General features: G+C 71.3%; 17 protein-coding genes. 9 read left to right on the plus strand and 8 right to left on the minus strand.

Going from position 1 to position 20141, the window contains the following annotated elements; all coding sequences use genetic code 11:
• The first annotated feature begins 191 nt into the window (after positions 1 to 191).
• Complete coding sequence (locus J2Y46_RS02100; protein WP_310239890.1) at positions 192 to 422, plus strand: DUF1232 domain-containing protein; 231 nt, start codon at positions 192 to 194, stop codon at positions 420 to 422.
• 4 nt (positions 423 to 426) lie between these two features.
• Here J2Y46_RS02100 and J2Y46_RS02105 read toward each other — a convergent pair whose 3' ends face one another.
• The 5 genes from J2Y46_RS02105 to J2Y46_RS02125 form a co-directional block, all read right to left on the minus strand.
• Positions 427 to 1281 carry a hypothetical protein gene (locus tag J2Y46_RS02105; RefSeq protein WP_310239892.1) on the minus strand — a complete coding sequence of 285 codons (855 nt, stop codon included), beginning with the start codon at positions 1279 to 1281 and terminating at the stop codon, positions 427 to 429.
• 79 nt (positions 1282 to 1360) lie between these two features.
• Complete coding sequence (locus J2Y46_RS02110; protein WP_310239894.1) at positions 1361 to 2539, minus strand: thiolase family protein; 1179 nt, start codon at positions 2537 to 2539, stop codon at positions 1361 to 1363.
• A 124-nt stretch (positions 2540 to 2663) separates the two neighbouring features.
• On the minus strand, positions 2664 to 3755 hold the full coding sequence (locus J2Y46_RS02115; RefSeq protein WP_310239896.1) for a phosphotransferase family protein: 1092 nt from the start codon (positions 3753 to 3755) through the stop codon (positions 2664 to 2666).
• Positions 3752 to 4960: an acyl-CoA dehydrogenase family protein gene (locus tag J2Y46_RS02120; protein WP_310239897.1), complete on the minus strand. Its 1209-nt coding sequence runs from the start codon at positions 4958 to 4960 to the stop codon at positions 3752 to 3754. The genes J2Y46_RS02115 and J2Y46_RS02120 overlap by 4 nt, the downstream gene beginning before the upstream one ends.
• Positions 4957 to 5718, minus strand: a complete 762-nt coding sequence (locus J2Y46_RS02125) for an SDR family oxidoreductase (protein WP_310239899.1) — start codon at positions 5716 to 5718, stop codon at positions 4957 to 4959. Before J2Y46_RS02125 ends, J2Y46_RS02120 begins: the two co-directional genes overlap by 4 nt.
• 197 nt (positions 5719 to 5915) lie before the next feature.
• Between J2Y46_RS02125 and J2Y46_RS02130 the strand changes: the two genes are divergently transcribed.
• Genes J2Y46_RS02130 through J2Y46_RS02145 form a run of 4 tightly spaced genes read left to right on the plus strand, consistent with a single transcriptional unit; the run spans position 5916 to position 11653 of the window.
• Positions 5916 to 7061, plus strand: a complete 1146-nt coding sequence (locus J2Y46_RS02130; protein ID WP_310241072.1) for an acyl-CoA dehydrogenase family protein — start codon at positions 5916 to 5918, stop codon at positions 7059 to 7061.
• A gap of 11 nt (positions 7062 to 7072) precedes the next feature.
• Positions 7073 to 8275, plus strand: a complete 1203-nt coding sequence (locus tag J2Y46_RS02135) for an acetyl-CoA C-acetyltransferase (RefSeq protein WP_310239901.1) — start codon at positions 7073 to 7075, stop codon at positions 8273 to 8275.
• 44 nt (positions 8276 to 8319) lie between these two features.
• Complete coding sequence (locus J2Y46_RS02140; RefSeq protein WP_310239903.1) at positions 8320 to 10509, plus strand: 3-hydroxyacyl-CoA dehydrogenase NAD-binding domain-containing protein; 2190 nt, start codon at positions 8320 to 8322, stop codon at positions 10507 to 10509.
• The gene (locus tag J2Y46_RS02145; protein WP_310239905.1) at positions 10502 to 11653 is read left to right on the plus strand and encodes a nitronate monooxygenase; all 1152 of its coding nucleotides are present in this window, start codon (positions 10502 to 10504) and stop codon (positions 11651 to 11653) included. Before J2Y46_RS02140 ends, J2Y46_RS02145 begins: the two co-directional genes overlap by 8 nt.
• Before the next feature lie 245 nt (positions 11654 to 11898).
• Here the strand turns inward: J2Y46_RS02145 and J2Y46_RS02150 are convergent, their stop codons facing one another.
• Entirely contained in the window at positions 11899 to 12510 is a 612-nt protein-coding gene (locus tag J2Y46_RS02150) for a TetR/AcrR family transcriptional regulator (protein WP_045298384.1), read from the minus strand.
• 150 nt (positions 12511 to 12660) lie between these two features.
• Here J2Y46_RS02150 and J2Y46_RS02155 point away from each other — a divergent pair, with 150 nt between their 5' ends.
• Complete coding sequence (locus J2Y46_RS02155; protein WP_310239909.1) at positions 12661 to 14151, plus strand: aldehyde dehydrogenase family protein; 1491 nt, start codon at positions 12661 to 12663, stop codon at positions 14149 to 14151.
• A gap of 14 nt (positions 14152 to 14165) precedes the next feature.
• On the opposite strand, the gene J2Y46_RS02160 is transcribed toward J2Y46_RS02155, so the two are convergent.
• Positions 14166 to 15392 (minus strand): TetR/AcrR family transcriptional regulator, encoded by a 1227-nt coding sequence (locus J2Y46_RS02160; protein ID WP_310239911.1) that lies wholly within the window; start codon positions 15390 to 15392, stop codon positions 14166 to 14168.
• A gap of 193 nt (positions 15393 to 15585) precedes the next feature.
• Between J2Y46_RS02160 and J2Y46_RS02165 the strand changes: the two genes are divergently transcribed.
• The 3 genes from J2Y46_RS02165 to J2Y46_RS02175 are packed head-to-tail and all read left to right on the plus strand — an operon-like array spanning position 15586 to position 19672.
• The gene (locus J2Y46_RS02165) at positions 15586 to 17163 is read left to right on the plus strand and encodes a long-chain-fatty-acid--CoA ligase (RefSeq protein ID WP_310239913.1); all 1578 of its coding nucleotides are present in this window, start codon (positions 15586 to 15588) and stop codon (positions 17161 to 17163) included.
• Between the two features lie 3 nt (positions 17164 to 17166).
• Positions 17167 to 18771 carry an alcohol dehydrogenase catalytic domain-containing protein gene (locus J2Y46_RS02170; RefSeq protein WP_310239915.1) on the plus strand — a complete coding sequence of 535 codons (1605 nt, stop codon included), beginning with the start codon at positions 17167 to 17169 and terminating at the stop codon, positions 18769 to 18771.
• A 58-nt stretch (positions 18772 to 18829) separates the two neighbouring features.
• Positions 18830 to 19672 (plus strand): hypothetical protein, encoded by an 843-nt coding sequence (locus tag J2Y46_RS02175; RefSeq protein ID WP_310239916.1) that lies wholly within the window; start codon positions 18830 to 18832, stop codon positions 19670 to 19672.
• Positions 19673 to 19681: 9 nt separating this feature from the next.
• Here the strand turns inward: J2Y46_RS02175 and J2Y46_RS02180 are convergent, their stop codons facing one another.
• A complete protein-coding gene (locus J2Y46_RS02180) occupies positions 19682 to 20137 on the minus strand; it encodes a hotdog fold thioesterase (RefSeq protein ID WP_045298392.1) in 456 nt (151 codons plus the stop codon).
• Positions 20138 to 20141 lie beyond the last annotated feature (4 nt).

Genomic DNA, 20141 nt, shown 5'->3' on the forward strand with positions numbered 1-20141 from the left:
CTAACAGCCGGTTCATAGGAACTGCAAGCGCTTACATCATGAGAAGTCCTTAATCGAGCGGATGCCGCGACCCGAGGCATCCGTTCTCCTCCCGTTCACGCAATCGCTTGCAGAGACGATCAGGGAATGCTCAGCATCACGAGTTGATCTCGCCGGGCCGCTATCGGTCGATCGCGGCGCACACTCGATGCATGTGGTGGAGCTTCCTCAAGGCACTCAAGGTCGGTGAGCACCGCGTCGCGCCGACGACGTGGATCGCCGCGACCGCCGCGGTCGTCTATGCGGTCTCGCCGATCGACCTGATCCCCGAGCTGGTGCTCGGGCCCCTCGGATTCACCGACGACCTCGGCGTCTGGAGCATCCTCGCCCTGCTTCTGGTGCGCGAGCACCATCGGTGGCAGGCACGGCTGCAGGCGCCGTAGACCCTCAGCCGCCGGCGACCGCGCACGCGCTCTGGATGCTCACATGGAGGAGCCCGTCGATCGTGGTGGTGTCGCCGATGCTCAGACGTTCGACTGGAAGGGTCGCGCTGTAGCGGATGTCCTCCTGCATCGCGCGGTCGGGGAGATAGCCGGCGGCGTCCCAGGCGGCGAGGATCGCATCCAGCGACGCGGCGTTGTCGGCAGTCGCCAGTTCGGTGGTCAGCGCCAGCCGCGAGCCGACCTCGCCGCACGGCGCAGCCTGCAGCTGCGCGGCATCCACGATCAGCGGAGAGCCGTCGGCCGTGGTGACGGGCGCCGCTGCGGCATCGATCGTCGTCGAGAACATCGCGAGCATCTCCTGGCGGGCGTCGTCGACCGTGAGCGGGTCGGGCGCGGGAGACGGTGAGGGAATCGGAGCCACCGCGGGCGCATTCCCGACCGCCGACACGGCACGGGCGACGAGAGACTCGACCTGGCCGCTGACGCCCACACCGACGATGGCGAGCGCCAGGAGCCCGCTGCAGACGACCCCGATCACGCTCCAGCTGGTGCGCCGTGCGAAAGCGCCCGCCACGGCGATCACGCACGTCACCACGAGAGCGACGGCGAGCGCCCCCGCCGCGAACATCAGGGCCGAGGCCGCCCGGTCGATCGCCTGCATCCATTCGACCGCGGTGCGGGGTTCGCGGTATCCGGTGTCGTCGGCGAGCACGCCCACGAGCAACGCCCCCGCGCACAGCACGAGCGTGCCGCCCACGACCGCGACGGCGAGGACCACACCGAAGACCCGGCCGACCGAGCGCAGCACCCGACGGATGTCGCCGTGGTTTGCACCTATCGTTTTTCGATCTGAATCCATCGAATAACGATAGGTGATGATTGGACGCCGCGGGAAGAGCCGAGGTCCGGTCCGCGAGACAGCGCCCCGGGCGTGCTTCCTAGAGCCGTTCGATGATCGTCGCGTTGGCCATGCCGCCGCCCTCGCACATCGTCTGCAGGCCGTAGCGGCCGCCGGTCGCCTCGAGGTACGACACCAGCGTGCCCAGCAGGCGGGTGCCGGAAGCGCCGACGGCGTGGCCGAGCGCGATCGCGCCGCCCCACGGGTTCAGCTTCTCGGGGTCCGCGTCGAGATCGTGCTGCCACGCGAGCGGCACGGAGGCGAACGCCTCGTTCACCTCGTAGGCGTCGAGGTCGCCGATGGACAGGCCGCTGCGCTCGAGGATGCGCCGCGTTGCGGGGATCGGCCCGGTCAGCATCATCATCGGGTCGTCCCCGACGACGGCGAACGAGTGGAAGCGCGCCCGGGGCGTGAGCCCCAGCTCGACGGCCCTCTCCTCGCTCATGATGAGAGCTGCGGATGCCGCATCCGTGAGCGGCGACGAATTGCCCGCCGTGATGCGCCAGTCCAGGTCGGGGAACCGGGCGGCGAGCTCGTCGGTGCGGAAGGCCGGTTTCAGGCCGGCCAGCGACTCCGCCGTCGTGCCGGAGCGCACCGTCTCGTCGAACGCGACGGCCTCGGGGCCGCCGCCCCAGACCGGCACGACCTGGGCGTCGAACGCGCCGCGGGTCCAGGCATCCGCCGCCCGCCGATGCGATTCGGCGGAGTACGCGTCGAGCTCCTCGCGGCTGAACCCCCACTTCTGCGCGATGAGCTCTCCGGAGACGCCCTGATTCACGAGACCATCGGGATAGCGGTGGGCGACGCCGTGCGACACGGTGCCGCCGTGGGCCGACGAGCCGAGCGGCACGCGGCTCATGGACTCGACGCCGGCGGCGATGACGACGTCGTAGGCGCCGGCGATCACGCCCTGCGCGGCGAAGTGCGCGGCCTGCTGACTCGAGCCGCACTGACGGTCGATGGTCACCGCGGGCACGGTCTCGTCGAAGCCCGCCGCGAGAACTGCCTGCCGCGCGACGTTGAGGGACTGGTCGGCGACCTGGCTGACGCATCCCATCAGCACGTCGTCGATCTGCCGCGACTCGAGGCCGCTGCGTTCGAGCAGCGCGGTGAGCACCCCCGCGACGAGATCGACGGGGTGGACCGCGCTCAGTGCTCCCCCGGGTTTGCCCCGGCCGGACGGGGTGCGGACCACATCGACGATGACGGCGTCAGGCATGGAGACCTCCTCCTTCGAGCCTATGCCCGGGTGCGGGCAGCGGCGCCGCCGGTCCGGGTGTCACGACACCCGGCGCGCCCGCGTCGTCCCCGCGTGTTGCGCCACATCGAGCGCTCCGCCGGCGTCAGGAAGCCGACAGAGTCGCGGCCCGGTCCTGCGCGGCCTCGAGCAGTCGTGGCACCCCCTCCTCGAGGGTCGGGCCGAACGTGTCGCCGGGGCGCTGACCGTCGAGCCAGCGGGTGTACAGCGCCTCGCAGAACACAGCGGCCTTGAAGAAGGCGAGCGTCTCGTACCAGGGCAGCATCGACAGATCGAGCGGATGCCGCGACGCGTACCTTGCGACGAGCTCCGCGGTCTCGGGAAACCCGTCCAACCGGGTGACAGGCGTCAGCTCGAGTGGCGTCGGCGCGGATCCGGGGCGCGCGTACGTGGCGGTGAAGTAGCCCAGGTCCGCGAGCGGGTCGCCGAGCGTGGCCATCTCCCAGTCGAGGATCGCCGCGACCCGCGCCGGCGCGCCGGGTGCGTACACGAGGTTGCCGATGCGGAAGTCGCCGTGCACGAGCGCGGCTCGCTGGGTCTCGGGCATCCGCTCGGTCAGCCACGCGGCGAGCTCGGCCACCGCGGGGAACGAGCGCCGCGAGTTCACCTCCCACAGCGCGGCGAAGCGGCCGACCTGACGTGCGAGGTAGCCGTCGGGTCTTCCGAGTGCCGCGACCTCGCCGGTGCGGACCGGAACGGCGTGCAGGTCGGCGAGCGCGTCGACGGCGGCGAACCCGATCCCGCGGCGGCCCTCGGCGTCGTCGAGGGCGGGGGGCACGGCATCCGTGACGACATCCCCGCTCACCCGCTCCATGACGTAGAACGGCACGCCCAGCACGGCGGGATCGTCGCTGCGTGCGACGATCTCCGGCACCGGCACGCCTGCCGCTCCCAGCACGCGCTGCACACGCGCCTCGCGGGCCATGTCGTGGGTGGACGGCGGATGCGGCGGGCGCGGCCCGCGCCGCAGCACGAGGTCGCGGCCCGCGTACGCGATGGCATAGGTGACGTTGGAATGGCCCTCGCCGATGCGCTCCCACGCGAGCGCTCCGTCGCCGAGTCCGAGACCGCGGAGGTACTCCTCGACCGCGTCGACCACGAGCAGGGGCGGCCGCTCGAGTCCGGCCGCATCGCTCCAGGTCGCCACCGCCTCGAGGCCGTCGGGCCGCGTGATCACGGGGTCACCTCATCGAGCCGGGCAGCGCCCGCCTCGACCTCGCGGGAGCGAGCGGATGCTGCGCGTCGCGCGATCGCCCAGCGGTGGGTCTCGCTCGACCCGTCGTAGATCCGGAAGGGGCGCACCTCGTTGAGGTACTGGATGAGCGGCAGCGCGTCGGTGACACCGTCGCCTCCGCACAGCTGCACAGCGCGGTCGATCACGCGGAACACGGCTTCGGAGCAGTGCACCTTGGCGACCGACGACAGCCCCTCTCCCGCGCGCGGGTCGGCGCGCAGCATCCGTGCCGTCTTGTCGATGATCGCGTCGGAGGTCTCGAGGTCGATGACGCTGTCGGCCAGGAGCGCCTGCGCGACGCCGAGGTCCCGCAGGCGCGAGCCGAAGAGCTCGCGCGCGTCGGCGCGGTCGAGGGCGGTGTCGTGAGCGCGGCGCGCGAGGCCGAGCCAGCGCATGCAGTGGGTGAGCCGCGCGGGGCCGAGACGCACCTGCGCATACCGGAACCCCTGGCCCGGTTCTCCGAGCACGTCCTCGTCGGGGACGAAGCATCCGTCGAAGCCCACATACGGATGCCCGCCCGCGATGGCCCCCTCGATCGTGTGGATGTCGGGGCCGACGGTGACGCCGGGCGCGTCGAGTGGCAGCAGGAACATGGTCGCCCCCTCATCCCAGCCCTCGACACCCGGGGTGCGCGCCATGACGATCGCGAACGCGGCGCCGTTCGCACCGCTGATGAAGCGCTTCTGTCCGGTGAGACGCCAGCCGCCGTCGACGCGCTCCGCCGCAGTCGAGAGCGCCCGCGGATCGGACCCGGCGCCCGGGTGAGGCTCGGTCATCGCGAAGCTCGAGCGCACGTCTCCGCGCACGAGCGGCGCGAGGTAGCGCTCGTGCTGCGCGGGCGTGCCCGCCACGTACAGCAGGTGCATGTTCCCCTCATCGGGCGCCATGATGTTGAGCACCGCAGGACCGATGGGCGAGTACCCGGCCTCCTGGAAGACGGGCGACCACGCATCGATCGGGATGCCGAGGCCGCCGTACTCGACGGGCGCGTGGGGAGCGAACACCCCGGCGTCGCGGGCCTGCACGCGGAGGGCGTCGCGGGTCGCGTCGTCGAGCGGCGCCCCGGGCCCCGGCTCCGCCGGGAGGACGACCTCGCGGATGAATGCACGCGTGCGCCCGCGGAGGTCATCGAGCTCGGCCGGGCTCATGCCGTGCCTCCCGCGCCGAGCAGGCCGCCGTCGAGGGTCAGCACCTGGCCGGTGATCCACGAGGCGTCGTCGCTTACGAGGAACGCCACAGTGCCGGCGACATCCTCCGGAACACCGAGCCGGCCCAGCGGATAGCCGGCCGCGACCTCCTCCTCCCGCCCCTCGTACAGTGCGCGCGCGAAGCGGGTCTTCACCACGGCCGGGGCGACCGCGTTCACGCGCACCCGCGGGGCGAGCTCGACCGACAGCGATGTCGTCAAGTGCGCGACGGCGGCCTTCGTCACGCCGTACCAGCCGATGCCCGGCGAGGGCACGGCACCCGATACCGACGAGAGGTTCACGACACTGCCGCCGTGCGCGCCCTCGCCGAGGCCGCGGCGCAGCGCCTCCTGCGTCCACGCGAGCGTCGCGACGACGTTGACCTCGAGGATCTTGCGCGCCGCACCGAGGTCGAGCTCGGCGAGCGGGCCGTAGACCGGGTTGATGCCCGCATTGTTCACGAGGATGTCTATGCCGCCGAACTCCCGGACGACGCGGTCGAGCGTCTCGGCCCGGTGATCGGCGTCGTCGGCGCCGCCCGCGACGCCGATCGCGCAGCCCGCCGGAAGCGTCGCTACGGCGTCCGCGAGCTCCTCTGGATGCCGCGCCGTCAGGCACACGCGCGCCCCCTCCTCGGCCAGTCGCGATGCGATCGCGAGGCCGATGCCACGGCTCGCCCCCGTCACGATCGCGGTGCGTCCGCTCAGCGGTGTGGTCATCGTCGTCCTCACTCTCGGCGTGGTCGCCGCCGGTGCGGCCACGATGCCTTCGTTTAATCGTGCGTAAGAAACCGCGCCGGCACAACCCGGTGATCCGGCGGGATAGGCCCGGTTGCAGCATCCAGTTTCTAATGCATAATAAAAACATGCGTGCGGCGAGGACGCCGCATCCGCGACACGGAGGTTCGGCGATGACGCTGAAGAGAGACATCTACGACGAGGACCACGAACAGTTCCGCGAGGTGGTGCGGGCGTTCGTCGAGCAGTACGCCAGGCCGAACGCCGACCGCTGGAGCGCCGAGGGAAAGGTCGACCGCTGGCTGTTCACGAAGGCGGCGGAGGCCGGCATCCTGGGCTTCGCCATCGCGGAGGAGTACGGCGGCGGCGGGGCGGACGACTTCCGGTTCCACGCGATCATGGGCGAGGAGCTCGCGCACAACCCCGTCTCGGACGGCATGGCGGGCATCGCGCTGTCGAACGACATCGTGATCCCGTACTTCACCGACCTCACGAGTGACGAGCAGAAGCAGCAGTGGCTGCCCGGCATCGCCGCCGGCGAGCTCATCGTCGCCGTTGCGATGACCGAGCCCGGCACCGGCAGCGACCTGTCGGGCATCCGCACCTCCGCGGTGCGCGACGGCGAGGACTACATCGTCAACGGCTCGAAGATCTTCATATCGAATGGCCAGAACGCCGACCTCGTCGTGACCGCCGTGCGCACGAGCGACGACCCGCACCGCGGGCTCAGCCTGCTGGTGATCGAGGCCGGCTCCCCCGGATTCTCGCGCGGGCGCAACCTCGACAAGGTCGGGCTGCATGCCCAGGACACGAGCGAACTCGTCTTCGAAGACGTACGCGTGCCGGCCGCGAACCTGCTCGGCGCGGAAGGCGACGGGTTCTTCGGCCTCATGCGCAACCTGCCGCAGGAGCGCCTGTCGATCGCGGCCGCGGCGGTGGCCGCCAGCGAGGGCGTGCTCGAGCGCACGCTGGCTTACGTCAAGGACCGCAAGGCCTTCGGCAAGCCGATCGGGTCGTTCCAGAACACCCGGTTCGAGCTGGCCGACATGGTGACCGCGACCGATGTCAGCCGCGCGTACATCGACCGGTGCATCCGACTGCACTCGGCCGGCGAGCTCTCGGCCGAGGACGCGGCGGCCGCCAAGTTCTGGACCACCGAGCAGCTCGTGCACGTGGTGAACCGCTGCCTGCAGCTTCACGGCGGCTACGGCTACATGCGCGAATACCGCATCGCGCGCGACTACGAGGACGCGCGCATCACGACCATCTACGGCGGCACGACCGAGATCATGAAAGAGATCGTCGGCCGGGGCCTCGGACTGTGAGGAGAGGCCACATGGCTGACGCATACATCTACGACGCGGTTCGCACCCCGCGCGGCAGGAACCGCGGCGGCGCCCTGCACGGCACCAAGCCGGTCGACCTGGTCGTGGGGCTCATCCACGCGGTCCTCGAGCGCAACCCCGGGGTCGACCCTGCGCTCATCGACGACATCGTGCTGGGGGTGGTCTCGCCGGTCGGCGAGCAGGGCGGCGACATCGCCCGCACGGCCGCGCTGGTGGCTGGCCTTCCCGAGACCGTGGCGGGCGTGCAGCTCAACCGCTTCTGCGCGTCGGGCCTCGAGGCCGTGAACGTGGCGGCGCAGAAGGTGGCATCCGGCTTCGAGGACCTCGTGCTCGCCGGGGGCGTCGAGTCGATGTCGCGCGTGCCGATCGGCTCGGACGGCGGAGCATACGCGCAGGACCCGACCACCAACTACGACCTGTACTTCGTACCGCAGGGGATCAGCGCCGACCTCATCGCGACGCTCGAGGGCTTCTCGCGCGCCGACGTCGACGCGTATGCCGCCGAGTCGCAGCGCCGCGCCGACACCGCGTGGCGTGAAGGCCGGTTCGGGGGGTCGGTGGTGCCGGTGCGCGACCAGAACGGCGTGACCCTGCTCGACACCGACGAGCACCGTCGCCCCGACACCTCCGGGCTCGGCAACCTCCCCGCGGCCTTCGCCGCGCTCGGCGAGAACGCCGGCTTCGACGCCGTCGCGACACAGAAGTACCACGCCGTCGAACGCATCGACCATGTGCACACCGCGGGCAACTCGTCCGGCATCGTCGACGGCGCCGCCCTCATGCTCATCGGCAGCAAGGAGGCCGGCGAGCGCCTCGGCCTCACGCCCCGCGCCCGCATCGTGTCGACCGCCGTCACCGGCTCCGAGCCGACGATCATGCTCACGGGCCCGACACCGGCGACGCTCAAGGCGCTCGATCGGGCGGGGCTCGCCGCATCCGATATCGATCTCTTCGAGCTCAACGAGGCGTTCGCCGCCGTCGTCATGAAGTGGATGAAGGACCTCGACATCCCGCACGACAAGGTCAACGTCAACGGCGGCGCCATCGCGCTCGGCCACCCTCTGGGCGCCACCGGCGCCATGATCCTCGGCACCCTCCTCGACGAGCTCGAGCGCCGCGACCAGAAGCGCGGCCTCGCGACGCTGTGCGTCGGCGCCGGCATGGGCATCGCCACCGTCATCGAGCGGGTCTGAGCCCCGGCATCCGTCTCCACCGATCTCACGGAAAGAGAACACCTATGAGCACCACGATCGACGACACGGCCGTGTACCAGGGATACGCGTGGGAGCAGGATGCCGACGGCGACGTCGTCATCACGCTCGACGACCCCGACAGCAGCGTCAACACCATGAACCCGCACTTCGTCACGGCGCTGAAGGCGACAGCCGACCGGCTCGAAGCGGAGCGCGACGACGTCCGCGGGGTCATCCTGGTGTCGGCGAAGAAGAGCTGGTTCGCCGGCGGCGACTTGAACCTGCTGCGCGCCGCGGACCCTTCGCGGGCCGCGGAGGAGACGGCCCACATCGACGCCGTCAAGGCCGACCTGCGCCGCCTCGAGGTGCTCGGAAAGCCCGTCGTCGCGGCGATGAACGGCACGGCGCTCGGCGGCGGCCTCGAGGTCGCCCTCGCGGCGCACCATCGCATCGCCGCCGACGTGCGGGGCGCGCAGTTCGGAGTGCCCGAGGTGTCGCTCGGCCTCCTGCCCGGCGGCGGCGGCATCACGCGCCTCGTGCGCATGCTCGGGCTGCAGAAGGCGCTGACCGACGTCATCCTGCCGGCGACGAAGTTCTCGCCGTCGGACGCCCTCGCGGTGGGCATCGTCGACGAGCTCGTGCCGTCGGCGGACGAGCTCGTGCCGGCCGCCAAGGCGTGGATCGCCGCGAACCCGGCGCCCGTGAAGCCGTGGGATGTGAAGGGCTTCCGCATCCCCGGCGGCGCGCCGAACTCGCCGTCGCTCGCGGGTGCACTGCCGGCGTTCCCGGCCTCGCTGCGCAAGCAACTGAAGGGCGCGCCGCTTCCCGCACCCCGCGCGGCGATGGCCGCGGCGGTCGAGGGCGCGTACGTCGACTTCGAGACGGCGTCGAAGGTCGAGACCCGCTACCTCGTCGAGCTCACCCACGGCCAGGTCGCGAAGAACATGATCAAGGCGTTCTTCTTCGATCTCGGGCACATCAACGCCGGGGGTTCGCGCCCGGGCGGCTTCCCGAAGTACCGGGCGAAGAAGGTCGGCGTGATCGGCGCGGGCATGATGGGCGCCGCGATCGCGTACGTGTCGGCGAAGGCGGGCATCGAGGTAGTGCTGAAGGACGTCACCCTCGAGGCGGCAGAGAAGGGCAAGGACTACTCGCGGGCGCTGGAGGACAAGGCGCTCGCACGCGGCCGCACGACGGCGTCGACGTCCGAGGCGCTGCTCGCGCGCATCACACCGACCGCCGACCCGGCCGACTTCGCCGGCGTCGACTTCGTGATCGAGGCCGTGTTCGAGTCCGTTCCGGTCAAGCAGGGCGTGTTCGAGGAGATCCAGCACGTCGCCCTGCCCCACGCCGTGCTCGGCTCGAACACCTCGACGCTGCCGATCACCCTGCTCGCGGAAGGCGTGGAGCGCACCGACGACTTCATCGGCATCCACTTCTTCTCCCCCGTCGACAAGATGCCGCTGGTCGAGATCGTCCGCGGCGAGCGCACCAGCGACGAGGTGCTCGCGAAGACGTTCGACTACGTGCAGCAGATCCGCAAGACGCCGATCGTCGTCAACGACGCCCGCGGCTTCTTCACGTCGCGCGTCATCGGCCGGTTCATCGCCGAGGCTGTCGCGGCGGTCGGCGAGGGCGTAGAGCCCGCGTCGGTCGAGCAGGCGGCACTGCAGGCCGGGTACCCGGCGGGCGCGCTGCAGCTCCTCGACGAGCTGACCATCTCGCTCTCACGGAGCATCCGCCTCGAGACGCGCGCCGCCGAAGAGGCCTCCAGAGCGGTGTGGGTGGAGCATCCGTCCGAAGCAGTGATGGACTGGATGGTCGTCGACGCCGAGCGCCCCGGGCGACGCGCGGGCGGCGGCTTCTACGAGTACGACGAGTCGGGCCGGCGCGTCGGCATCTGGCCGGGCCTGCGCGAGAAGTACGGCTCGGGACGCACGGTCCTCCCCTTCGAGGACCTGCAGGAACGGATGCTGTTCGCCGAGGCCCTCGACACCATCGCGTGCCTCGACGCCGGCGTGCTCACCTCGGTGCCCGACGCCAACATCGGGTCGATCTACGGCATCGGCTTCCCGGCGTGGACGGGAGGCGTGCTGCAGTACATCAATCAGTACGACGGCGGGCTCCACGGCTTCATCGCCCGATCGCGCCAGTTGGCGCAGCGGTACGGCGACCGGTTCCTTCCGCCTGCCTCCCTCATCGCGAAGGCGGAGGCGGGTGAGACCTATGAGTGAGGACGCAGTCGTGGGCGTTTCGTCTCGCGTCGCTCGCTCAGCGACCGATGAGCCTGGGTCTTCCGGCTTCGCCGGCTCACCCACCCCTGGTCCCGCGTCGTCGCGCCCCGCCGGCGGGGCGACCGATTCCTCCCGGTCGCTGAGCCGGGAGCGCAGCGACGATACGAGACGCGCGCGCCTGCGCACGCGCTTCACCGAGGCGCTCGGCATCGAGCACCCCGTGGTGCAGGGCGGCATGATGTGGGTCGGGCGCGCCGAGCTCGCCGCGGCGGTGTCGGAGGCGGGCGGGCTCGGCATGATCACCGCCCTCACCCAGCCGACGCCGGCCGACCTCGTGAAGGAGATCGAGCGCGCGCGCACTCTCACCGACAAGCCGTTCGGCGTCAACCTCACGATCCTGCCGTCGATCACCCCGCCGCCCTACGACGAGTACCGCCGGGCGATCATCGACGCCGGGGTGACGATCGTCGAGACGGCGGGTGCGAACCCCGAGCCGCACATGGACATGTTCCGCGAGCACGGGGTGCGCGTCATCCACAAGTGCACGTCGGTCCGGCACGCGCTCAAGGCCGAGAAGGTCGGCGTGACGGCGGTGTCGATCGACGGATTCGAGTGTGCGGGCCACCCCGGGGAAGACGATGTGCCGGGGCTCGTCCTGATCCCGGCCGCGGCGGATGCCCTCAGCATCCCGTTCATCGCCTCTGGAGGGTTCGCTGACGGCCGAGGTCTCGCCGCGGCGCTCGTGCTCGGCGCCGACGGCGTGAACATGGGCTCGCGGTTCATGTGCACCGAGGAGTCGCCCGTGGCGCGGGCGGTGAAGGAGCGCATCGTCGAGGCGAGCGAGCTCGACACGAACCTCATCTTCCGGTCGCTGCACAACACCGCACGCGTCGCGAAGAACGCGGTGTCGGACGAAGTGGTGCGCATCCTCGCCGAGGGCGGCAAGTTCCCCGACGTGCGCGAACTCGTTGCGGGCGCCCGCGGCCGGAAGGTCTTCGAGAACGGCGACCTCGACGCCGGCATCTGGACCGTGGGCCAGGTGCAGGGCCTCATCCACGACATCCCGCCCGCCGGCGAGGTCGTGCGCCGCACGGTGTCCCAGGCCTACGAGGTCCTGTCGCAGCGCCTGTCGCTGTTCGCGTGACGGCGGAATCCCCCCCCCCCCCCCCCCGGGACGGATGCCTCGGGCAGAGGCATCCGTCCCCCGTCGCCGTCCCCCGCCCCGCTCCGCAGTCACAAGTTGCGGCCCACACGCCACGCGACCCTCACAAAGTGACTGCGGAACACCGGACAGATCTGTTCCGCAGTCACGTTGTGCGGGCCAGACGCCGCGCGACCCTCACAAAGTGACTGCGGAACAGCGGAGGCTGCGGGGTCTACGGGGCGGGGTCAAGCGCCGGCGCCGTGGCGGACGAGGTCCTGGGTCTGACGGACGAGGTCGTCGAGGCTGCGGGTGCGGGGGTTCCACCACTCCACGGCCCAGTTCATCGAGCCCAGGAGCAGCAGGCGGAAGATGTTGATGTCGAGGTCGGGCCGGAGCTGGCCGGCATCCTGCGCGGCGTGGAAGAGGTCGCGCCAGATGCGGCTGTAGGACGCCTCTTCGGCGGCGGGGCGCACGCGCAGATGCTCGGGCACCTGCCCCGCGTTGCGGACGGACGCCGTCGTATAGTCCGAGATCTGCAGCTCATAACGCAGGTGCGCGTCGACCGCCGCGAGGATGCGGTCGAGGGGCGTGGCGTCGTCGGGCAGCGCCGCGATCACCTCTTCGACGTGTACGCGCACGCGGTGCGCGCCGGCCCACATCACCTCTTCGACGAGGTCGTCGCGCGAGCCGAAGTAGTAGTAGATCGCGGGGGCCTGCACGCCGGCGACGTCGGCGACGTCGGTCAGCCGCGTGCCGGCGTAGCCCTTGCGACTGAGCACCTGCGCGGCGGCGTCGAGGATGCGCTGACGCGTGCGCTGCGATTTCGCCGTCGCACCGTCCTCGCTGCTCTGCGACACCCGGCCCCCTCTCGTTCCTCACATTCTAACTAGGATTCGAAAATCTTCGGACAGCCCCTTGCGGCGTGAACGCGGCGGCGATACTGTGAATCGCCATTCACTTCCGGCCCTCGATGACGAGTCTCGGCGACGAGATGGAAACGACCCGACATGACCCTCCTGCACGACGACGGCACCTCTGTCCTCACCACCACCGACCCGCGCGACGGCAGTCCGATCGCCTCGTACCCGGTGTCGTCCGCCGACGACGTGCGGCACGCCGTCTACCGAGCCCGCGAAGCGGCGGCATGGTGGGCGGGCCTCGCGTTCGGCGAGCGCCGGCGCGTGCTGGTCGCATTCAAGGCGGCCATCGCGCGCGATGCGAAAGCGCTGGCCGCGACGATCGCGCGCGAGACCGGCAAGCCCGACGGCGATGCGCTCCTCGAGGTGATGCTCACGCTCGGTCACCTCGACTGGGCGGCTAAGAATGCGGAGCCCGTGCTCAAGCGGCGCAAGGTCAAGGCAGGGCTCGTCAACTACAACCAGCACGCGACGCTCGGGTACGTGCCCTACGGCGTCGTCGGCGTCATCGGCCCGTGGAACTACCCGTTCTACACGCCGATGGGCTCGATCTCGTACGCGCTCGCGGCCGGCAACGCCGTCGTCTTCAAGCCGAGCGAGCTGACGCCCGGCACCGCCGTGTGGGTCGCCGACAAGTGGCGCGAGGTGTGCGATCGCCCGGTGCTGCAGGTCGTGACCGGCGGCCGGGCGACCGGCGCGAACCTGGTGCGCGCAGGCGTCGACAAGGTCGCGTTCACCGGCTCGACCGCCAGCGCGAAGAAGGTCATGGCCGCGTGCTCCGAGACCCTCACCCCACTGGTCGCCGAGTGCGGAGGCAAGGACGCGCTGATCGTCGCGACGGATGCCGACCTCGACGCCGCGGCCGACTTCATCGCGTTCGGCGCTCTCGGCAACGCGGGTCAGACGTGCGTCGGCGTCGAGCGCGTCTACGTCGAGCAGCGCGTGCGCGATGCGCTCGTCGACAAGGTCGTCGAGCGCGCGAAGCGGGTCGTCGTGACCGGCGACGCCCCGACGTACGGGCCGATGACCTTGGCGACCCAGACGGGTGTCGTCGCCGCCCACGTCGAAGACGCGCTCGCCCGCGGTGGCAAGGCGGTGTTCGGCGGCCCCGAGTCGGTCGCCGAGCGCACCGTGTCGCCCATCGTGCTGGTCGACGTCCCCGAGGACTCCGACGCCGTACAGCGCGAGACCTTCGGACCGACCGTGGTCATCAACGCCGTCGCCGACCTCGACGAAGCGGTCGCCCGCGCCAACGCGACCGACTACGGGCTGGGGGCCGCGGTCTTCACGAAGGACGCGAGGAAGGGCGAGCGCATCGCCAAGCAGCTGCGCGCCGGCGTCGTCACGATCAACTCCGTGCTCGGCTTCGCGGCCATCGGCGCGCTGCCGTTCGGCGGCGTCAAGGGGTCGGGCTTCGGCCGCATCCACGGCGCCGACGGCCTGCGCGAGTTCAGCGTGCCCAAGTCGATCGCGCGCCAGACCCGCAAGGCGGCGCTCAACCTGCTGACGCTCGAGCGCTCCCCGAAGGACATGCACATGGTCGAGCGCATGATCCCGATGCTCCACGGCAAGGCGCGCTGATCCGGCCCCGGGCGTCACCGCTCGTCGATCCCAAGCACGATCTCGACCAGGTGCGTCAGCCGCGCAGCCGCCGCCTCGTCGCGCACCGTGAGCAGCGGCGCCTGGTCGGCGACCACGCCCAGCCCGGCATGGACGAGGACGGATGCCTCGCGCCCGCCGAGTTCGGGACGCACGGCCTGCAGCAGCGCCGCCCAGTCCGCGATGTGCGCCCGCTGCATCGCGCGCAGGCGCCGCTGCTCGTCGGGCGCGAGGTTGCCGATCTCCGAGAAGTAGATGCGCATGAGGGCGAGGTGCGAGAACGTGTGGTCGACGTACGCGCGGCAGAGGCGGCGCAGAGCATCCTCGGGCGAGGAAGCCGACTCCCGTGCGTGCAGTGCTGCGCGCTCGAGCTCCACCGCGGCCCGATCGCACGCGGCCAGCAGCAGCGCGGACTTGCCGTCGAAGTGGCGGTAGACACCGGACGGGGTGAGGTCGACCTCGACTGCGACGTCCTCGATGGTGACCTCGTTGTAGCCGCGCGCGGCGAACTGGCGGATCGCGGCGTCGATGAGGCGCGCCCGGCGGCCCTGCTCGGAGGCGCCTTCGTCGCCGGGCGGAGGCGGGGGCGCAGCATCCGTCGCGGTCATGGCGTCGGGAGCCGGCAGCGAGCCGTCGAGCGCACGCCACGCCGCTCCCGCCAGAAGGCTGCGCAGCGCGCGGGCGCCGACCACCGTGCGATGCGCGGTGATGCTCGCGACCGCGCTCAGCGCGCCGAGGACGAGCAGCCGGCGGTCCGGCTCGTCGACGTCGGGGCGGTAGACGACGTGCGCCGCCTCGAACCGCTGACGGAGCAGGCGGAACTCGGAGGTGAGCAGCTCGCGGTCATCGTGCTCGAGGTAGCGGCCCTCCCATCGGTAGATGCCGCCGGTCGCGCGGAGTTCGACCGTGGTCGCGATGACCGCGTCGACGAGCGCGTCGAGGGCCGCGTGCGCCTCATCGGCCGAGTCGAGCGGAAGTGCGGCGGCCGCATCGGTGTCTTCGATGAGGCGATGGGCGATGGTGAAAGCGGTCTGCACGAACAGCGCGTACTTGTTCGGGAAGTGCCGGTACAGCGCCGGCGCCGAGATGCCGACGGCCGCCGCGATGTCCTGCATGGCGACGGCGTGATAGCCGTTCTGCGCGAAGGCCAGGGCGGCGGCTTCCTCGATGCGGCGCTTGCGGTCCCGCGGCCTCGTGCGGGAGGCGGGCGCGGCAGCGGGCATGCGGACAGCCTACTCGCGGCTCCGGGGGCAGGCTCCGAATGCGACCCTGCGTTCACTTCCGGGCTCACTGGACATGTGAATTTGCATTAACAAAAGTCGTGACATCCGGCTCCGGGCCTGGCATACTCGACACCAGCCACCGATGTCGCAGTGTCGCGGCATCCGTTGACGATGACGTGACGAGAGGCACCCGATGAACGACTCCGCCCCCACCGCGATCCCCGCATCCGCGCGGCGCAACCACTGGATGAACCAGGTCGCCGCGCACGCCGAGATGAAGCCGGATGCTGCGGCCTTCCGCTTCCTCGGCGCGACGACGACGTGGCGCGAGACGCGAGACCGCACCGACGCGTTCGCGGCAGCCCTCGCACGCCGCGGCGTCGCCGCCGGCGACCGCGTGCTGCTGCTGACGCTGAACCGCCCCGAGGTCGTGATCTCCGTGTTCGGCATCAACCGGATCGGCGCGATCGCCGTGCCGATCAACATCCGGCTCACCCCGCCGGAGATCGCCTACATCGTCGACGACGCCGACGCGGACGTGCTCATCGTCGAGGGGCCGCTCGTCCCGCTCGTCGGCGCCGTCGCCCACATCACCGACCGCATCAAGAGGGTCATCGTCATCGGGCAAGCCGGCGAGGGGCAGGACTCGTGGACGGATCTCGTCGCGGAAGACCTCGACGGCTTCGAGGCGCCGGACATCCCCGAAGACACGACCGCGCTCATCATGTACACCTCGGGCACCACAGGCCGTCCGAAGGGCGCGATGCTCGATCACATCAACCTCTACGCGCAGTCGATCACCTGCATCCGCGCGAACAACGTCGTCGACGAGAGCGACATCTCGTTCCTGACGGCGCCGCTGTTCCACATCGCCGGCCTCGGCTCGATCGCGCCGAACTTCATCCTCGGCATCCCGACCGTGATCCACCCGCTCGGCGCGTTCAACGCCACCGAGCTCCTCGACGCGTGGGAGCGCGAGAAGGCGACGATCGTCTTCAACGTGCCGCAGCAGTGGCAGGTGATCTGCGCCGACCCGACCATCGGCGAGCGCGACCTGCACCTGCGCATCATCAGCTGGGGCGCCGCTCCCGCGTCCGACACGCTGCTGCACGCGATGGCCGACACGTTCCCGCACGCGACGAATGTCGCCGTATTCGGGCAGACCGAGCTCTCCCCGATCACGTGCGTGCTGCGCGGCGAGGACTCCCTCCGCAAGCTCGGCTCGGTCGGCAGGCCGATCCCGACCATCCAGTATCGCGTCGTCGACGCGGACATGAACGACGTCGCCCCGGGCGAGGTCGGCGAGATCGTGTATCGGGGACCGACCCTCATGAAGGGGTACTGGCGCAAGCCGGTCGAGACCGCCGCGGCGTTCGAGGGCGGCTGGTTCCACTCGGGCGACCTGGTCCGTCAGGACGACGAGGGCTTCGTGTGGGTCGTCGACCGCAAGAAGGACATGATCATCTCGGGCGGCGAGAACATCTACTGCGCCGAGGTCGAGAACGTGCTGTTCGCCCACCCCAAGATCCTCGAGGCGGCGATCTACGGCCGCGCCGACGAGCGCTGGGGCGAGGTGCCCGTTGCGGCGGTCGCCGTGGCGCCGGGCGAGGAGCTCACGATCGACGGGCTGCAGGCGTGGCTGAGCGACAAGCTGGCGCGCTTCAAGCAGCCCAAAGCGCTCGTCGTCGTGCCCGCACTCCCCCGGAACGCCGGCGGCAAGGTCGACAAGGTCGCGCTGCGCGCAGCCGACCGCGAGCTGACCCCTGCGTAGGCCATGACAGCTGCTGTGGCCGCGCTCGTCCGTGAGCGCGGCGGATCCGTCGCGCTCACGGACGTCGCCCTGCGATCCCCCGACCCGCGCGAACTCGTCGTGAAGGTGATGGCATCCGGCGTCTGCCCGACAGACCTGTTCGGCATCGACGGAGGCGCGGGCGACCGTTTCCCCGCCGTCTTCGGGCACGAGGGCGCGGGCATCGTCGAAGCCGTCGGCGCAGAGGTCACGCGCGTGCGGCCCGGCGACCGGGTCGTGCTCGGCTTCGGCTCGTGCGGTGCGTGCGGCCCGTGCCGCGACGGGCACCCCGCGTACTGCGACCGCTTCGCCGAGCTCAATTACGCGCCGCGCTCCGATGCGGCCACCGCGGGCGGCGAGCACGTCACCACCGGGTGGATGGCGCAGTCGTCGTGGGCGACCCGCATCGTCGTGCACGAGTCGAGCGCGGTGCCGATCGGCGACGATGTGCCGTGGGCGGTGGCCGCGACCCTGGGCTGCGGCATCCTCACCGGTGCCGGCACCGTGCTCAACGTGCTGCGTCCGGCACCCGGCGACGCGCTGCTGGTGCTGGGCGCCGGGACCACAGGGCTCGCGGCCGTCATGGCTGCGGCGCACCGGGGCGTCGCGCGCATCGTCGTGAGCGACCCGGTCGAGGCGCGCCGCACCCTCGCCCTCGAGGTCGGCGCCACCGAGGTGATCGCCCCCGACGACCTCGCGGCGCTCCGCCCGGCCCCGTCGTTCAGCCACGTGCTCGACACCGCCGGCACGCAGCCGTCGATCGACGCCGCCCTGGCCGCCGTCGCGCCGCGCGGCATCGCCGCCACGGTCGCGCTCAAGCCGGGCGCCAACCCCGTGGCCGTGTCGCAGTCGCGTCTGCTGTGGGGCCGCACCCTCACCGGCGTGATCGAGGGCGACGCCGACATCGCCCGCGACGTTCCGCTGCTCGCGGCGCTGTGGCGCGCCGGCCGGCTCCCCGTCGAGCGGCTGGTCGGCACGTACGCCTTCGCCGACGCGCAGGCCGCGATCGCCGACGCCCGCGCAGGACGCCTCGTCAAGCCCGTCCTCGAGATGGAGACGGTGACGGTGACGGATGCTGCGGCCGCAGCATCCGTCCGCTCACTGGTGGACCGGCTCCGCGAGGGCGTGTCCGACGACGACCTCGCGGCGCTGTGGCGTTCGCTTCCCGCGGTCGGGACGGCGCAGCTGCGCGGACTGTGGCACGGCTGGGCAGTGACGCGCGACCACCGCGCCGGGCGACTGCTCGAGCGCAGCCGGTGGTACGGCAAGCTCTTCCGCTCCGACGATGACGTCGCGCCCATCGTGTGCGAGACCGACGATGGGGCGCTCCTCGCGGACACAGACCTCGCCCGCGGCGGCGCGACCCTGCGCACCATCGTGCACGACGGCGTCGCCACCGCGTCGATGGTGTACGACGGCCAGCCGATCATCGACCACTTCGTGCGGCTGGGGCCCGACACGGTGTTGGGCGTCATGACCGGCCGCGACACCGACGACCGCGGCCGCGCCTTCTATTTCGTCCTGGAGCACGTGGAGGACCGCCCCGTCGCAGCGCGCGACTCCACTCCGACAACAGCGCACCGCAGCTGATTGTCGACACCCGACAAGAATCTGCGAGCGTCCGTCGATGGCACGGCAGAATCGGCCGATGATCGATCGCGGCACGAGTACCCCCGGCCCGTGGGCCGCCCCCGGCCCGTGGGCCGCGCCCGGCCCGTGGGCCGCGCTGGCGGTTCCGCAGCGGGCGCGGGCATCCGCCGTCCTGGCGGTCGGGCTGTCGCTCGTGCTCGCCGGGTGCGCGGCCGGGCCCCTGAGCAGCGGCGACGACCGCGCCAGCGCCGTGGCCGAGGAGGTCGCCGCGGACGTCGGAGCGCACTCGGCGAACGCTCCCGAGATCACGTTGCTCGAGATGGTCGCGTGGTGGGTGCCCGAAGGAACGGTGTACACCGGATCAGGGACGGCGCTCGTCGAGCCGATCGCCTGGTCCGGAGAGTCGGCGGGCAGCCGAGCGACCATCGACATCAGGGTCGCGGTCGAGGTGGATCCGTCGTCCTCGACGCAGCTCTTCGCCTCGGGCGGCGGATCGGCCACACGGTGCTTCCGTCTGGAGTGGGAGCAGTACGAGCAGGCGCAGCCCTCCGACATCCCCTGCCCCGACGGGCCGGCTCCGGCGCGACCGACTCCGGCGCCCCGCCCCGAACTCACCCAGGCCGACAGCGACCGGATCGCCGCCATCGTGGCCGGTGACGGCGCAGCGGCTGACGTCGAGCGTGCTCTGCGGGACGCTTTTCCGCAGGACTTCATCCGCATCGAGACGACCGCCGCCGACGGCGGCGTCGTCGCGGCGGTCGGGATCCCCGCCGAGCGCGAGTGCGTCCTCGTCTTCCGCGATGCGGCGGGCGCTGTCACGAACCCGGGGTTCCGGCAGATCTCGCTCGAGCCGGGCGAGATCGGCTGCTCGACATCGCTCTACACGAACCCGCCATTCTGAGCACCGCCGTCAGGCGCGCTCATCGGGAGTCGCGTAGGTGCTGCGCTGCTCGATGACCGCCAGCGTGCAGCGCGAGACGCACACGAGGCGCCCGGCCTCGTCGGCGATGCGGATCTCCCACACGTGCACCCGGCGCCCGACGTTGATCGCCGTCACCGTGCCGGTGACCCAGCCTGAGGAGATCGGGCGCAGGTGGTTGGCGTTGATCTCCATGCCCACGACGTGGAACCGTTCACGGTCCACGGCGAGGTAGCCGGCCCACGAAGCGAGGGTCTCGGCGAGCGCGACCGATGCACCGCCGTGGAGCACGCCCGCGGGCTGCACGGAACGGCGGTCCACCGGCATCCGTCCGACCAGCGCGTCGTCGCGGATCTCGACGATCTCGATGCCGAGGTGCTCGATGAGCGTGCCCGGCGCCATCGCCGAGAGGTCGATGGCCGCGACGTCGCCGAACCAGAGGCTCACGGCC

Source organism: Microbacterium sp. BE35 (genome assembly GCF_031457705.1).
Lineage (GTDB): Bacteria > Actinomycetota > Actinomycetes > Actinomycetales > Microbacteriaceae > Microbacterium > Microbacterium trichothecenolyticum.

What these genes read in the sequence shown, in the direction of transcription:
- J2Y46_RS02170 (WP_310239915.1), top strand. Translation starts at nt 17,167, where the DNA reads ATGACAGCTGCTGTGGCCGCGCTCGTCCGTGAGCGCGGCGGATCCGTC.
- J2Y46_RS02120 (WP_310239897.1), bottom strand. Translation starts at nt 4,960, where the DNA reads ATGAGCCCGGCCGAGCTCGATGACCTCCGCGGGCGCACGCGTGCATTC.
- J2Y46_RS02165 (WP_310239913.1), top strand. Translation starts at nt 15,586, where the DNA reads ATGAACGACTCCGCCCCCACCGCGATCCCCGCATCCGCGCGGCGCAAC.
- J2Y46_RS02155 (WP_310239909.1), top strand. Translation starts at nt 12,661, where the DNA reads ATGACCCTCCTGCACGACGACGGCACCTCTGTCCTCACCACCACCGAC.
- J2Y46_RS02160 (WP_310239911.1), bottom strand. Translation starts at nt 15,392, where the DNA reads ATGCCCGCTGCCGCGCCCGCCTCCCGCACGAGGCCGCGGGACCGCAAG.
- J2Y46_RS02145 (WP_310239905.1), top strand. Translation starts at nt 10,502, where the DNA reads ATGAGTGAGGACGCAGTCGTGGGCGTTTCGTCTCGCGTCGCTCGCTCA.
- J2Y46_RS02140 (WP_310239903.1), top strand. Translation starts at nt 8,320, where the DNA reads ATGAGCACCACGATCGACGACACGGCCGTGTACCAGGGATACGCGTGG.
- J2Y46_RS02175 (WP_310239916.1), top strand. Translation starts at nt 18,830, where the DNA reads ATGATCGATCGCGGCACGAGTACCCCCGGCCCGTGGGCCGCCCCCGGC.
- J2Y46_RS02100 (WP_310239890.1), top strand. Translation starts at nt 192, where the DNA reads ATGTGGTGGAGCTTCCTCAAGGCACTCAAGGTCGGTGAGCACCGCGTC.
- J2Y46_RS02110 (WP_310239894.1), bottom strand. Translation starts at nt 2,539, where the DNA reads ATGCCTGACGCCGTCATCGTCGATGTGGTCCGCACCCCGTCCGGCCGG.
- J2Y46_RS02105 (WP_310239892.1), bottom strand. Translation starts at nt 1,281, where the DNA reads ATGGATTCAGATCGAAAAACGATAGGTGCAAACCACGGCGACATCCGT.
- J2Y46_RS02135 (WP_310239901.1), top strand. Translation starts at nt 7,073, where the DNA reads ATGGCTGACGCATACATCTACGACGCGGTTCGCACCCCGCGCGGCAGG.
- J2Y46_RS02125 (WP_310239899.1), bottom strand. Translation starts at nt 5,718, where the DNA reads ATGACCACACCGCTGAGCGGACGCACCGCGATCGTGACGGGGGCGAGC.